9 protein-coding genes are annotated in these 15,390 nt (G+C 71.3%); 3 read left to right on the top strand and 6 right to left on the bottom strand.

Annotation, left to right across the window (positions count from 1 at the left end; all coding sequences use genetic code 11):
* Positions 1-20: 20 nt before the first annotated feature.
* The 5 genes from PBN85_RS13455 to PBN85_RS13435 form a co-directional block, all read right to left on the bottom strand.
* Positions 21-500, bottom strand: coding sequence for a MarR family winged helix-turn-helix transcriptional regulator (locus tag PBN85_RS13455; RefSeq protein ID WP_051583431.1), 480 nt, complete (start codon positions 498-500; stop codon positions 21-23).
* Complete coding sequence (locus PBN85_RS13450; protein ID WP_271299319.1) at positions 497-1,684, bottom strand: HlyD family type I secretion periplasmic adaptor subunit; 1,188 nt, start codon at positions 1,682-1,684, stop codon at positions 497-499. Before PBN85_RS13450 ends, PBN85_RS13455 begins: the two co-directional genes overlap by 4 nt.
* Positions 1,681-3,819, bottom strand: coding sequence for a type I secretion system permease/ATPase (locus PBN85_RS13445; protein ID WP_271299318.1), 2,139 nt, complete (start codon positions 3,817-3,819; stop codon positions 1,681-1,683). Before PBN85_RS13445 ends, PBN85_RS13450 begins: the two co-directional genes overlap by 4 nt.
* On the bottom strand, positions 3,816-5,111 hold the full coding sequence (locus PBN85_RS13440; protein WP_271299317.1) for a TolC family protein: 1,296 nt from the start codon (positions 5,109-5,111) through the stop codon (positions 3,816-3,818). The genes PBN85_RS13445 and PBN85_RS13440 overlap by 4 nt, the downstream gene beginning before the upstream one ends.
* Positions 5,112-5,207: 96 nt before the next feature.
* The gene (locus PBN85_RS13435; RefSeq protein ID WP_271299316.1) at positions 5,208-13,703 is read right to left on the bottom strand and encodes a BapA/Bap/LapF family large adhesin; all 8,496 of its coding nucleotides are present in this window, start codon (positions 13,701-13,703) and stop codon (positions 5,208-5,210) included.
* Between the two features lie 175 nt (positions 13,704-13,878).
* Between PBN85_RS13435 and PBN85_RS13430 the strand changes: the two genes are divergently transcribed.
* From PBN85_RS13430 to PBN85_RS13420, 3 genes are all read left to right on the top strand, one after another.
* Positions 13,879-14,076: a hypothetical protein gene (locus PBN85_RS13430; RefSeq protein ID WP_271299315.1), complete on the top strand. Its 198-nt coding sequence runs from the start codon at positions 13,879-13,881 to the stop codon at positions 14,074-14,076.
* A 64-nt stretch (positions 14,077-14,140) separates the two neighbouring features.
* Positions 14,141-14,557, top strand: coding sequence for a cupin domain-containing protein (locus tag PBN85_RS13425; protein WP_271299314.1), 417 nt, complete (start codon positions 14,141-14,143; stop codon positions 14,555-14,557).
* Positions 14,558-14,770: 213 nt separating this feature from the next.
* Positions 14,771-14,977, top strand: a complete 207-nt coding sequence (locus tag PBN85_RS13420) for a hypothetical protein (RefSeq protein ID WP_271299313.1) — start codon at positions 14,771-14,773, stop codon at positions 14,975-14,977.
* Here PBN85_RS13420 and PBN85_RS13415 read toward each other — a convergent pair.
* Positions 14,934-15,386 carry a hypothetical protein gene (locus PBN85_RS13415; protein WP_271299312.1) on the bottom strand — a complete coding sequence of 151 codons (453 nt, stop codon included), beginning with the start codon at positions 15,384-15,386 and terminating at the stop codon, positions 14,934-14,936. The genes PBN85_RS13420 and PBN85_RS13415 overlap by 44 nt on opposite strands.
* Positions 15,387-15,390 lie beyond the last annotated feature (4 nt).

Here is a 15,390-nt window from a genome sequence, read left to right as displayed (position 1 = left end):
CGTGGCGCGGCGCATCCGCCTCATCCCCGCACCGGGCCGGGCGCAAAGTCCTGCGGCTCGGCGGCGGCCTGCGCGCCGGAGGGCGGGTCGAACAGATGGTCGAGCATCGCCGCCATCGCCTGATAGCCCTTGCCGGTGAGCCGAACACGGACGCGGCGGTGGTCGGCAGGATCGGCGTGGCGCGACAGCAGCCCGGCTTCCTGCAGGCGGTCGATCCGCCGCATCGCGCTGGTCGTGCTCTCGCCCGACATCAGCGTCAGGTCCTTGACGTAGAGGCGCTCGCCGGTGCCCGCCGCGACGAACAGGTCGATCATCATGTCCCAGGCGGGATCGACCAGCAGGTCGCGCGGCAGGAAATGGCTCATCCGCGCGCGCAGCTGCCGCGCCTGCCGCGCGCGGGCGAGCAGCGCCGGCGGGAAGCTCGGCTGCACCGCCTCCGGCGCATTGGCATCGGCGGCGATCGCTGCGGCGAAGGCGGCGTGATCGAGCGGCGGGCTCATCGTTCGCGCAGCGCCTCCTGCGCGCGGTTGAGCGGTTTGAGCAGATATTGCAGCACCGTCTTGCTGCCGGTGTGGATGTCGACCGTCGCGACCATGCCCGGCGTGATCGGGAAGCGCCGCCCCGCCGTGTTGACCAGCGAATCCGCCTTGGTGCGCACGAAGACGCGATAATAGAGCAGCTCGGGCTTCACCTCGTCACGGATCGTATCGGGCGAGATGGTGGTGACGACGCCGTCGAGCCCGCCGTAGATCGAATAGTCATAGGCCGTCACCTTGACCTTGGCGGGCTGGCCGGGGCGGATGAAGGCGATGTCGCGCGGCTGGATGCGCGCCTCGATCAGCAGCCGGTCGTCGAGCGGCACGATCTCCATCACCTTGCCGTTGGGCGGGATCACCCCGCCGATCGTCGACACCTCGATGTTCTTGACGACGCCGCGTACCGGCGAGCGCAGGGTGAGGCGGCTCAGCGTGTCGGCGCGGCCGCGGATCACCGGGCCGAGCGTGTCGACCTGCTCCATCACCTTGGCGAGGTCCTGTCGCGCCTCGACCGAATATTGCGAGCGAAGGTCGGCCTTCTTGAGTTCGAGGTCGGCGCGCTGGCGTTGCAGGCGCAGCACCTCGACGTTGCTCGCCGCGCCGACGGTGATCAGCGACTGGCCGATCGACACCTCGCGGCCGATCAGCGCTAGGCTCTGATCGATCAGACCGACCGAGGATTGCAGGCTGCGCCGCCGCGTCTCGTACAATCGCGTCTCCGCAGCCTTGAGGTCGGGAAAGCGGTCGAGCTCGGGCGAAAAGCGCAGCGGCGTGCCGTTCGCCTCCGCGGTCAGCCGCGCGGCGCTGGCGAGGGCGGCGCGATATTTGGCGGCGCTCTCCTCGACGGTCGATCCCGCCTGCGTCGGGTCGAGCTGCGCGAGCAACTGCCCCGGTGTGACGATATCATCCTGGTGGACGAGCAGCTTGGCGAGGATGCCGCCCTCGAGCGATTGCAGCACCTGTTCGTGGCTGGTCGGCACGACGCGCGCCTCGCCGGTCGCGACTTCGTCGAGGCTGGCGAACGCCGCCCAGCCGAGCAGGACGACGAACAGTCCGGCGAGCAGCCACACCAGCCGCGTCGCGGTGATCCGCGCCGCCTCGCCGTCGCCGCCGAACAGATGGTCGTCGTCCATCGCGATGCTGGTCATGCCGCCGCGCTCCGCGTGCCGCGCATCGTCGCGAGGATCTGGTCGCGCGGCCCGTCGAGCACGATGCCGCCCTGATCGATGACGATGATCCGGTCCATGATGTCGAGCATCCGCGTCCGGTGCGTCGCGACGACGATCGTCCGGTCCTGCCCCCATTGGCCGAGCCGCTGGATGAACAGCCGCTCGGTCGCCTCGTCCATCGCCGCGGTCGGTTCGTCGAGCAGCGCCACCATCGGCTGGCGCAGCAGCAGCCGGGCGAGCAGCAGCGCCTGCACCTGCCCGCCGGACAGGCCGCGCCCGCCTTCCTGGATGACATGGCCGAGGCCGTCGCGCAGCCGGCGCAGCATCGGCTCGGCACCGACCATGTTGAGCGCGGCCATGATTTCGGCGTCGCTCGCCGCGGGGGCGCCGAGCGTCAGATTCTCGCGCAGCGTGCCGTGGAACAGGCGGCTCGATTGGGTGAGCAGGCCGACGTCGCGGCGGACGTCGGCGGGGTCGATCTGATGCAGCGCGAGCCCGTCGAGCAGCACCTCGCCCGACACCGGCCGCAGCATGCCCGACAGACCCTGGAGCAGCGTCGACTTGCCCGCGCCGTTGCGGCCGAGGAGCGCGATACGCTCGCCCGCGGCGATGTCGAGCCCGGCGACGGTGAGCGCCGGCGGGGCATTGGGATCGGCATAGCTGAACACCGCATGGCGCAGCGTGAAGGCACCGTTGACCGCGGGCAGGGGGATGCGGTGATCGGCATCGGCGCTGTCGACGGGCAGCGCCATGATCTGGTCGAGGCTGCCCATCGCGACCCGGGCATGCTGCCAGCGGCCGAGCAATTGCGTCACCTGCGCCATCGGCGCCATCATCCGCGATCCGAGGATCGACGTGGCGACGAGCACGCCGGTGGTGATGCTGCCGGCGATGACCAGCGGCGCGCCGACGAAGATGATCGCGGCATAGACGCCGTTCTGCACGCTCTGCGTCCACACCGACAGGCTGTTGGTCAGCCCGCGCAGCCGCAATTGCGCCTCGCCCGCGACGGCATTGTAGTGGTTCCACTGGCGGTGGAACCGCTCCTCCGCCTGCAGGGCCTTGATGTCCTCGATCCCCTGGATCGCCTCGACCAGCATCGCGTTGCGCAGCGACGATTCGCGCATCGATTCGGTCGCGAGCTGGCGGAGCCGGCGCTGGGCGAGCAGGCCGGGGAGCAGCAGCATCACCAGCGCGACCAGCGGCACCAGCGCGAGCATCCCGCCGATATACCAGAGCAGGCCGAGGAATATCAGGAAGAAGGGCAGATCGGCGACCGCCGCGATCGTCGTCGAGGTCAGCATGTCGCGCACCTGATCGAGATCGCGGAGCTGGGCGATGAAGGTGCCGGTCGAGGCGGGGCGCGCGGCGTTGCGGACGCGCAATGCATGGCCGAATACCCGGTCGGAGATGCGCAGGTCGGCGCGCTTGCCGAGCACGTCGACGATATTGGTGCGCAGCCGCCGCAGGGCATAGTCGAAGCCGATCGCGACGAGCACGCCGACGAACAGGATGGTCAGCGTCGGGATCGACGCCGCCGGCACGACGCGGTCATAGACCTGCATCGAGAACAGCACGCCGGCGAGGCCGAGCAGATTGGTGACGACCGAGGCGACCATGACATGGCTGTAGGCGGGGGCGTCGCGCATCAGGATCTGGCGCAGCCAATGCTCCTGATAGGGGCGGATATAGGTATCGACCCGCGCATCGGGCGCGGCGCGCGCCGGTCGCGGCACGACGAATCCGGTCGCCGCGGCGCGCAGCTCGGCGACGGGGCGGCGGGTCTGGCCGCCGCGTTCGCCGGGGAGGATCAGTTGCGCATGGTCCTCGCCGTCGATCCCCTCGATCAGCGCGATCTCGCCGTCGCCGAAGCGGGCGATCATCGGCAGCCGCCAGCCACTCAGCCGCGCCTCCTGCGGCGAGACGAAGCGGAGGATAAGGCCGGTCGCGCGCGCCAGTGCCTGGATGCGCGCCTCCTCGCTGCCGCCGAGATCCCATTGCGCGGCGAGCCGCGCGCTCTGGTCGGAAACCGGCAGGCGATAGGCGCGGGCGACGCGGCCGAGCAGTTCGAGCCAGGCATCGACCGCGCCCGGCGGCGCGAAGGCGACGCTCACAGCGTCACCCCGCGGATCGCGGTGCCGGCCAGCCCGAACGCGTCGCGCATCCGCCCGGCCGTGAACAGGCAGTCGATATGCAGTCGACGCAAGTTCTGCGTGGTATTGACCGCGTCGAAGCGCACCTGTTGCAATTCCTGTTCGGCATTCAGCAGGTCGACCAAGGTCCGGGTCCCCATTTCGAGATATTGGATGCGGTAGAGCCGCCCGGTCTCGCGCATGTTGGTCTCGCGCGAGCCGAGCGTCGCGGCGAGGCGCGACAGGCTGTCGATCTGCTGCTGCGCCTCGGCGAGCTGCGCGCTGCTTTCGTTGCGGACGCGGCGCGCGCCCGCCTCGGCGGCGGCGAGGCGGAAGCCGGCGCTGCGCACCCGCGCCTTGGTGAGGCCGCCGGCAAAGATGTTGCTGCTGACGCGCAGCCCGAAATTGTAGATGCTGCGATCACCGAAGGGCGATCCGACGTCGGTCGAGGCATCGCCGCCGAGCGACAGCGTCGGATAACGGTCGGCGCGGCTGCGGCGCAGCTCGGCGGCGGCGCGCTCGGTCTGCGCATCGGCGGCGGCGATGGCGGGGACGCCCTGCCACGCCGGTGGCGGCCCGGCGCAGCCCTGATCCAGCCAGCCCGGAACATCGCTCGCCACGCCGGCGGGGGGCAGCGGATGGCCGAGCAGGAAGACGAGGTTGCTGGTCCAGCGCCGCTCCTCCGCCTCGACCTGCGTCAGGCTCGCCTGCGCCGCCTCGACGCGGGCCTGCGCCTGCAACGCATCCGATTGGGTGGCGGCGCCCATCGTCGATCGCTGGCCGACGAGGTTGCTGATCTCGGCGATCCGGGCGAGCTGGTCCTGCGCGATCAGCCGCTGCGCGCTGGCGCGTTGCAGTTCGATGATCGCATAGGCGGTGTCGCGGATCAGCGTATCGACCGCGAGCAGCATCTCGGCGCGGCTGACGCGGGTGCCGGCGCGTGCCGCGGCGACGTCGCTCGACACCTTGCCGAAGTCGTAGAGCATCTGCGACGCGCCGAACTGCGGCCGCGGCCGCCAGGTGCCGCTGACCCGGCTGTCATAGCCGCTGCCGAGGCCGGCGCTCAGCGTCGGGCGATAGCCGGCGCGGGCCGCGGCGACATCGGCGTCGCTCGCCGCGAGCGTGCCCGCCGCCTCGATCACCGACGGGTGCCAGGCGACCGCATCGCGTGCTGCCGCCTCCAGCGTCAGCGCGTCGCCGCTCGCCGCCCGACCGGCCGCGCCGACGAGCAGGCCCGCCGCCGCCATCCCCACCAGAACTCGCATCGAACGCATCGGGACCTCTCCTGCGCCGCAGGAAAGGCCCGTTCGCTTAACAAATGATATAGTTCAATGTGTCAGCAGCAATACTTTAGATGCACTTTGGATTGCTTATATAACATGATTGACGACTGACTGATGATGGGTCGGATCGTCCGGCGTGGCGAGATAGTCGAGCGGATCGGCGACCGACGCGGGGGCAGCGGCGATCGTCGTGTCGGTCGTTGTCGTCTGGGTCGTGCTGCCCGACACATGCGTATCGAGGTAGCGTGAGAGGACGATGCCGATGTCGCCTTGCCCTTCGAACAGGTCATAGGTGGCGAGGCTCTGCGCGGTGGCGACGCTGCTGTCCGCCCCCGTCGCGGCCGTGGCGGTATGGCCGTCGAGCGCGACAGTGTGGCTGTCATTTGCAATCATTGTCGTATCGATCGACACCACATCGGGTTCGATACTTTGCACCGGCGCGATCGCATAATGGACCGCCGCCGACGCATTGTCGCCGGGGACGTCGATCGTCACCGTCAGAGTCGTGGTCGCGACACTGCCGTTGGGCTGTACGAGCTGATAGGTGAAAGTGTCGCTGAGGTCGGTCGTCGAATAGGCGAGCGATGCGCTCGGCTGGTAGACGTAATGGCCGACCTCGTTGACGGTCAGCGTGCCGTGCGCGCCGGTCAGCGTCACCGGCGTCTCGCCGACCTCGGTCAGCGTCGTCGCCGCGGCGCCGCTGCCGACTCGCACCGCGATGAAATCGCTGTGGGCATTGTCGTTGGCGAGGAGGTTGCCCTCGACCGCCGCCGGACTGACGACGACATGGCTGTCGAGCAAGGTCGTCGTGCGTCCCAGCGTCACATTGGTGCCGAAGCTGGTGCTGACCGTGCTGTCCGCCGCCAGCCGGTAGCTGTAATGGCCGGCGGGCAGGTCGTTAAGCGCGAAGCTGGTCGACGCCGTGCCGCCGAGCAGCGCCAGTTGCCGCACCGTCGTCGTCGCATTGGTATCGGTGTTGGTCAGCGTCAGCGTATAGGTCGGCGCGACCGACAGCGCGCTGGTCGAGGTGGCGCTGAGCGTGATGTTGGCCTTGGTTGCGGGATTGATGACGAACGCCCCCGTTCCCTCGCCGTGCGCCCCGACTGCGATCGGCGCCAGCGGCAGCTGCACCAAGGGCGTCGCCGTGAAGCTGGTCGATGCGACCGGCGCGGTCACCTCGACGACGTTCTGATAGGTCACCGGGGCGATCGCGACGTCCGCCGTCACCACCGGCGGTCCGCTGATCGCGCCGCTGCCGATCGTGATCGACAGATTGGCGGTCTCGCGTTCGCCGTCGCTCGGATCGAGCAGCGTATAGGCGAAGACGTCGGTATGGCCGATCGCGGTGGCGCTGGTCGATGGCGTGTAGCTGTAGCTGCCGTCGAGATTGATGACGAGCGTGCCCCATTGGCCGGCGACGACCGTGCCGTTGGCGGTGACGTCGGTCACCGTCGTGCCGTTGGTCACCTGGGTGATCGTCGTGCCGGGGGCGACGACATCCACCGCGCCGGTGGGCCCGGCATCGCTGACGACGTTCCCCGTCACCGCCACCGGGCGGACGCCGCCGACATCGGTATAGTCGATGTCGACGCCGCTCACCGACAGGCTGCCGAGCACGCCGGCACCGACGCCGAGCCCGCTCTGATAGGTGACGAAGGCGCGATATTCGCCGGGTGCGAGCGTCTGCGCCGCAGTGAGATCGCCGTTGAGCAGGCCGAGTTCGAGCAGCGACCCGCCCGATGCGCCGTTGACGGCGACCCATTGCGTGCCGTCGAACCGTTGCACGACGACGCTGTAGCCGCTCGTCGCCCCGATGCTGATCGCCGAGTCATAGGTGAAGGTGGCGGCGAGGTTATGCCCCTGTGCGACGGTGAAGCGGATATTCGCCTCGCCAAGCGCCTCGGCCTGCAGGTTGAGCGCCCCTGCGGACAGCAGCGCGCCATAGGTGACGCTGCCGATCGGCGTGGGCGCCGCGGCGACGACGGGAAGCAGGTCGATGGTCGCATTGGCCGCATTGTCGAACGCCTGGATATCGAACGGAGCGATGACCGAGGCGGTGGGGGAGACGTTGCCGGCGGGGTCCGCCTGCGTCACCGTCAGCGTCGCGCCGGTCAGCTGCGCCGCGGTCAGCGCCACGGTGAAACTGCCGTCGTTCGCCACCGTCGCCTCGCCGAGCAGCGTCGTGCCGCTGCGGACCGAGACGCGTGCGCCGCTCTCGCCGACGCCGGTCAGCGTCGTGCCGGCCGCGCTGACCGCGAGGGCGGTCGGTGCAAGCGGTGCGGTGATGTCGGGCGCGACCAGCGCCACCGCCGGCGAGGGGTTGTTCGCCGGATCGGTCTGCACCGCGGTCAGCGATTCGCCATTGCGCTGGGGCGTCGTCAGCTCGGCGACGTAACTGCCGGAAACGGCGACGATCGCGCTGCCGATCTCGACCCCGGCGGCGGAGCGGATCGAGACGCGTGCGCCGGCCTCGCCGGTGCCGATCACCTGCGTGCCGCCGCCGATCACGCTCGCGGTCGGCGCGGCGGGGGCGGTGAGGTCGGGCGCGATCGCCAGCACCGGCGTCGAGGGCGTCCCGCCGCCGACCGACTGGGTGACGTCGAGCAGTTCGCCGTTGCGCTGCGGAACGGTCAGCGTCACCGAATAGGCGCCGGTGCCATCGGCGGTGCCGGTGCCGACCGTCACTCCGTTGAGCATTACGACGATCGCCGCATCGGCGGCGGCGGTGCCGGTCACCGCCACCCCGTCTGCGGTCACGCTCGCGGTCAGCGCGACCGTGGTGGCGAGGTCGGGGGCCGCCGCCTGCACCGTCGGCGACGTGTTGGTCGCGGCATCGGTCTGCCGGACGGTGAGCAGTTCGCCATTCACCTGCGGCGTGGCGAGCTGCACGGCATAGCTGCCGGTCGCCGTGACTACGCCGCTGCCGAGCGGCGTGCCGTCGGCGGCAAGGACGGTGACGGTCGCGCCCGCCTCACCGGTGCCGATGACGAACTGGCCGTCGCCGGTGACGCTCGCGCTCGGTGCGTCCGGTGCGGTGAAGTCGGGCGCGGTGACCGCCGTCGCGGCGGAGGTGCCGCCGCCGTCGCTCGCGGTGGCGGCGAGCAGTTCGCCATTGCCCTGGGCGGGCGTGAGCGTGACGCTGTAGCTGCCGTCCGCCGCGGCGGTCGCACGCCCGAGGACATCGCCGTCCGGCGCGGTGACGGTCACCGTCGCGCCTGCCTCGGCGATGCCGGAGACGGTGGTGCCGTCGAGGGACACCGTCGCGCTCGGCGCCGGCGGCGCGAACAGGTCGGGCGCGGTCAGCGCGATACCCGGCGAGACGTTGTTCGACACGTCGGTTTGGGAGACGGTGAGCGGCTCGCCGTCGACCTGTGCCGGGGTCAGCGCGATCGTGTAGCTGCCGTCCGCCGCCACCGTCGTGGTGCCGAGCACGGTCGCCGTGCCGGCGGCGGTGACGGTAACCGTCGCGCCGACCTCGCCGGTGCCGGAGATGCTCGCGCCGTCGGCGGCGATCGTCGCGGTCGGCGCGAGGGCGAGGAGATCGGGCGCCTGCGCGCTCGTCGGCAGCGAGCTGTTGAGCGCGGCATCGGTCTGCACCGCGGTGAAGGTCTCGCCGTCGAGCCGCGCCGGATCGATCGCGACGCTGTAGACGCCATTGGCGTCGGCGGTGACCGTCGCGGTGAAGTTCGGTCCGGTTACGGTGACGCTCGCCCCGGCCTCGGCGATGCCGCCAGCGCTGGCGCCGTCCGCGGCGACGATCAGCGTCGGTGCGGCGGGCGCGGTGATGTCGGGGGCGAAGGCGGCCACCGGCGGCGAGACGTTGCCGCCGCCGTCGGTCTGCGTCGCAATCAGCCGCTCGCCATTCGCCTGCGGGCTGGTCAGCGTCACGCTATAGCTGCCGGCGTCGGTGACCACGGCCACGCCGAGCGGCGATCCTGTCGCATCGGTGACGGTGATTCGCGCGCCGGGCTCGCCGGTACCGGTGACGAACAGGCCGTCGGCCGAGACCCCCGCGGTCGGCGCGGCCGGGGCGATCAGGTCGGGCGCGGTGACGGTGGCGGCGGGCGAGACATTGCCCGCCGCATCCGCCTGCGTCGCGCTCAGCGTGCCGCCGTTGTTCTGCTGCGCGCTCAGCGTCACCGTATAGCTGCCGTCCGCAGCGACGGTGGCGGAGCCGAGCGGCGTGGTGCCGGCGGCGATCGTCACGACCGCGCCGGGCTCGCCGGTGCCGGTCACCACCGTCCCGTCGGGATTGACCGCGAGGCCCGGCGCAGCGGGGGCGGTGACGTCGGGCGCGGGCGCGGTCACCGACGGCGAGACGTTGCCGCTCGCATCGGACAGCGTCACGCGCACCGTCTCGCCGTTCAGCTGCGTCGGGGTGAGCGCGACGGAGAAGCTGCCGTTCGTCGCCACCGTCGCGGTGCCGAGCAGGGTTCCGCCGGCATCGCGGACCATCACCATCGTGCCGGGCTCGCCGCTGCCGTTGACGAAGGCGCCGTCGCCGCTGACGCTCGCCATTGGGGCGAGCGGTGCGGTGGTGTCGCCCGCGACCAGTCCGATCGGCGGCGAGACATTGCCGGTCGGATCGGCCTGAGTCACGCTCAGCAGCTCGCCGTTGGTCTGCGCGGTCGCCAGCGTCACCGCATAGCCGCCGGCGCTCGAGACGATGGCGGTGCCGAGCGGATTGCCCGCGACGTCCCGGACGACGATCGCCGCGCCGGGCTCGCCGCTGCCGGTGACGATCGCACCGGTCGCATCGAGCGTCGCGGTCGGCGCCGCCGGTGCGGTGAGGTCGGGGGCAATCGTCTGCGTCGGAGCGGAGGCGCCGACGATATCGGTCTGGGTGACGTACAGCGTCTCATGGTCGACCCGCGCGGGGCTGAGCGTGACGCTGTAGCTGCCGTCGGCGGCGGCGGTGCCGGTGGCGATCACCGTACCGGCGGCGTCATAGACGGTGATCGTCGCGGCTCCGACGCCGCGTCCGGCCACCGCCGTGCCATCCGGGGCGACCTCGGCCAAGGGCGGCGGGGGCAGGGTCGCCGGATTGAGATCGGGCGCGACCGCGCTGATCACCGGCGAGACATTGCCGGCCGCGTCGCTCTGCCGGACGGTCAGCACCTCGCCGTCCGCCTGCCGGGTCGCGAGCTGCACGGTATAGCTGCCGTCGGCGGCGACGGTCGCGCTGCCGATCTCCAGTCCGACCGGGCTGCGCACCGCCACGGTCGCGCCGGCCTCGCCGGTGCCGCTCAGCGTCAGCCCGTCGCCCGCGACGCTGCCGGTGGGTGCAGCGGGGGCGGTGAGGTCGGGCGCGGTCAGCGGCGTCGCGGGCGAGGCGTTGCCGGCGGCATCGCTCTGCGTCACGCTCAGCGCCTGGCTGTCGATCTGCGGCGTCGTCAGCGTGATCGCATAGCCTTGCGCGGTCACCGTCGCGCTGCCGAGCACCACGCCCGCCGCATCGCGGACGGTGACGGTCGCGCCGATCTCGCCGGTGCCGGTGACAATGCTGCCGGTTGCGTCCAGCGTAGCCGCGGGCGCGGCGGGCGCGGCGAGATCGGGCGCGAGGAAGCCGGTCGCGGGCGAGACGTTGCCGCTGGCGTCGGCCTGCACCGCGGTGAGCGGCTCGCTGGCGATCTGCGGCGTCGCCAGCGTCACGCTGTAGCTGCCGTTGCCGGCGACGACGCCGGTGCCGAGGACGCTGCCGTCGGCGGCGGTGATCGTCACGGTCGCGCCGGCTTCGCCGCTGCCGGTGACGAGGGTGCCGCCCGCCGCGACGGTCGCGGTCGGTGCGAGCGGCGCGGTGAAATCGGGCGCGACCGCGGCGGTGGCAGGTGACGGATTGCCCGCGCCGTCCGCCTGCGCGACGGTCACGGTCTCGCCATTGCCCTGCGGCGTGGTCAGCGTGACGGTATAGCGGCCGTCCGCGGCGACGGTCGCGCTGCCGAGCGGATTGCCCACCGCGTCGCGCACCGTGACGGTCGCGCCGACCTCGCCACTCCCGCTGACGGTGAGACCGTCGCCGGCAACGAGCGCGCTCGGCGCGGCGGGGGCGGTGGTGTCGGGCACGGCGATGCTGGTGGCGGGCGAGACGTTGTTCGCACCATCCGCCTGCGTGACCGCGAGCGTGCCGCCGTTCGCCTGTGGCGTGGTCAGCGTCACCGCATAGCTGCCGGCGCTGGTCGCCACCGCGCTGCCGAGCGCAACGCCGGCGGCATCGCGGACGGTGACGGTCGCACCTGCCTCCGCGGTGCCGGTGACCAGCGTGCCCGTCGCATCGAGCGTCGCGGTCGGCGCGGCGGGAGCGGTGAGGTCGGGCGCGATCGCGGTCGCCGGCGGCGACACCGCGCCGACGGCATCCGCCTGGGTGACGCGGATCGTCTCGCCGTCGAGCCGCGCCGGGGTCAGCGCGACGGTGTAGCTGCCATCGGCGGCGGCGGTGCCGGTGGCGATGACGCGGCCATCGGCGTCATAGAGGGCGATCGCCGCACCGGCACCGGCGACGCCGGTCACCGCGCTACCGTCCCCCGTCACCGTGGCGCTCGGCGCGGCGGGGGGTGCGTCGGCGACCAGATCGGGCGCAATGGCGGTGGTGACGGGCGAGAGATTGCCCGCGACATCGCTCTGCCGCGCGCTCAACTGCTCGCCGTCGATCTGCGTCACGGTGAGCGGCGCGCTGTAGCTGCCGTCGGCCGCGACCGTCGCCGTCGCGATTACCGTACCGACCGGATCACGCACGGTCACCGTCGCACCCGGCTCGCCGCTGCCGCTGACGCTCGCGCCGTCCGCGGCGACGGTGAGGGTGGGCGCGGCGGGGGCGGTCAGGTCGGGCGCGGTCAGCGGCATCGCGGGCGAGGCGTTGCCGGCGGCGTCGCTCTGCGTCACGCTCAGCGCCTGGCTGTCGATCTGCGGCACCGTCAGCACCGCGGCATAGCTGCCGTTGGCGCCGACCGTCGCGGTGCCGACCTCGTTGCCCGCGGCATCGCGGATGCTGATCGTCGCGCCGGCCTCGCCTCTGCCGGTCACCGTCGTGCCGGTCGGATCGATCGCCGCCACCGGTGCGGCGGGGGCGGTGAGATCGGGCGCGGTCAGTGCGAGCGGGGGCGCCTGATTGCCCGCGGCGTCGCTCTCGCGCACGCTCAGGCTCTCGCCATTGGCCTGCGCGGGCGTCAGCGTCACCGCGAAGCTGCCGTCGGCGGCGACCGTCGCGCTGCCGATCACGGTGCCGGCCGCCGTGACGACGCTGACCGTCGCGCCGGCCTCGCCGGTGCCGGTCACCTGCGTACCGTCGGCGGAGATGGTCGCGACCGGCTGTACGGGTGCGGTCAGATCGGGGGCGGTGGTGCTGGCGCTGCCCGAACCATTCCCCGCCGCGTCCGACTGGCTCGCATCGACCCGCTCGCCGTTGACCTGCGGGGCGGAGAGCGTTGCGCTATAGCGGCCGTCGGCGGCGACGATCGCGGTGGCGAGCGCCGTACCGCCCGCGCCGCTGATGGTGACGCGCGCGCCCGGCTCGCCGGTGCCGCTGACCACCGTGCCGGTGCCGTCGATCGCCACCGTCGGGGCGGCGGGGGCGGTCACGTCGGGCGCGGTGACCGAGAGCGGCGGCGAGACGTTGCCGGCCGCATCGCCCTGCGTCACCGTGACCGCGCCGCCGTTCGCCTGCGGCGTCGTGAGCGGAACGCTGTAGCTGCCGTCCGCCGCGACCACGGTGCTGCCGATCACCGCGCCGCTCGCATCACGCACCGTCACGGTCGCGCCGGCCTCGCCCTGACCGCTGACGCTCGTCCCGGCCGCGTCGATCGTCGCGACCGGGGTCGCCGGGGCGGTGAGGTCGGGGGCCTGGATCGTCGCCGCGGGCGAGACATTGCCCGCCGCATCGCTCTGCGTGACGGTGAGCCGCTCATTGTCGACCCGCGCCGGGGCGAGGGGCACGGCGAAGCTGCCGTCCGCGGCGACGGTGGTGGAGCCGATCACCGCACCGGCGGCGTCGCGTACGGTGACGGTCGCGCCCGCCTCGCCCTGACCGCTGATCGCGCCGCCATCGGCGCGGACGGTGGCAGTCGGGGTTGCCGGCGGCGTCGTGTCGGGGGTGGGCGTCGGCGTCGGTGTGGGGGGCGCGCCGGTGCCGGTGCCGGTGTCGGGCGTGCCGCTGCCGGCCGCGGTCGCATCACTGCCGCCGCCGCTCGCCAGCGCGACGACGCCGCCCGCCGCCGCCGCGCCGCCGAGCAGGGTCGCCGGCAGCGCAAGCGCCGATCCGCCGCCGCCCGCTGCCGCGGTCAGATCGGTGAGATCGTCGATCAGCGAAAAGCGCGGCACGCCCGTGCCGCGCGCCACCCACAGATGGCCGTCGTTTTCGCGCAACACCAGTTCGTTGGTGGTGGTCGCCTGCGCCGGGTAGAAATTGGCAACGTGCACCGTCCCGCCGTCGACCAGCCGCACCACCAGATCGCTGCCCTGCCGGTCGACGGCGGCGACCTGCGTCCGCGCGATATCGAGGCGGACGATGCTCGGCGCGTCGAGCGCGACATCGTTGCCGGCCACCTGATGGACCGCACCGGTCGCCTTGCTGATCACTTCGACGGACATGAGCACTATCCCCTATCGGTTACGCACGGCGCTTCCCCCACGGGCGGCGCTTTCCCGGACAGTAATCGCGGGAGGGGTTACGAAGCTGCTTCAATACCGTTTCCGGAACCAATAGTCGTTGTCGGCACGCACACGCACCTTAGGCTGATCTGCTTGCAGCAGGAGGCGCAATATCATGGAGCGTGACGTCGAATATTTGCGCCGGCGCGAGCAGCATGCCCGCGGCATGGCGCGCCGCGCCGACTGCCGGAAGGCGCGGCGCGCGCATCGCCTCCTCGCCAGCGCCTATGCCGCGCGCCGGGCGGCGCTGTCGCCGGAGGCGCATCCGCTGCTGCGGCTCTGGCAGCGGTTGTGGGATGCGGCGGCGGGATAGGGGAACGCCGAGGCGGGCTCGTTCGTCCAGACCTGCGCACGTATCAACGGGAGCGCACATCGCTATGACGATCTTCAACAAGGACATGATCGACCTCGCCGGCCGCAACGAGCTGTGGCAGAAGGAAGTGTACCGCGATGCCAAGGTGCAGATCGTGCTGATGGCGATCCCCGCCGGCGAAGAGATCGGCATGGAGACGCACCCCGCCGACCAGACCACTTTCATCGTCGCGGGCGAGGCGCAGGTGGTGATCGATGGTCATGCCACCAAGGCGACGCCCAATCACCTCGTCGTCGTGCTCAAGGGCGCGCAGCACAATATCATCAACAAGGGCGGCGAGCCGCTCAAGCTGTTCTCTGTCTATGCCCCGCCCGCCGAACCGGAAGGCGCCGCGTTCAGGACCAAGGCGGAGGCCGAGGAGGCAGAGAAAGGCTTGCTGAGCAAGGCGGCGGACGCGGTGAAGGCGGCGGTAGGCCACTGATCCCAGGCTACGATTTTCGTCCGGTTTGCCAAAGTCTTTTGACGGCCCGAAGTAAATAGCGATGGAGTTTCGGCCGTTGCGGCCACAGCGCCGAATCGCACATGGGATTCCGTATCATCTCGGGATGAAATGCCCCCGGATGATACGAATCCTGTTTGAATTTCTCCGATCATGGTGCATCCCACGCCGGGCGGCAGGTCCTTCGTTCGGAGCATGATCCTGGGCATGGCAGAGAATAACGCGGACCGGCTCGATGAGGCACGGCAATTGATTGCGGCGGCGCTCGATCTGGTCGTGGCAGCCGATGAGACATTGGCGGCGGCGGAGCTCGAACAGGCGCTCGATACCGTCATCCGGCGCGGGGACGAGCTGCGCTTCAGTTCAAGCTCATCTCATCGACGCCCGTCTGCGACGCAATGACCGCCTGACAGGTTTCGGCGACCAATATCAGCCCGGCATCGGTTAGACGGATCATGCCGGCACTCTCGTACACCAGATCACGCTCGACCAGCAGGTCGATCCATCGCCGCGCCACCGGCGCGGAAACGCCGGTCGCCGCGATTAGCGGCGGTAGCGTCGCGCAATGATCGTCCGCCAGGAACACCGTATACAATAGATCCATCGGCGGATTGTTGACGAACTCGGGCGGCAGCGTCGTCCGCATCGCCCGTCGCGCCGCGACAAGTGCCCGCGCGACGCCTTGCAAGTGTTCCAGCATCGCCGGCGACCGCGCCGCGATCGCCTTTGCCCAAAAATCGATCCGGCGTACTTGCGGCATCGGCCCTGTCGTCCTCCCTGAACTTGCTGTCTTTGGTTTCTGCCGAACCATGTGC

It is taken from the genome of Sphingomonas sp. CV7422, from assembly GCF_027945725.1.
GTDB lineage: Bacteria > Pseudomonadota > Alphaproteobacteria > Sphingomonadales > Sphingomonadaceae > Sphingomonas > Sphingomonas kyungheensis.
Note: the sequence above shows the minus strand (reverse complement) of the source record. Positions and strands in the feature narration are given on the sequence as shown.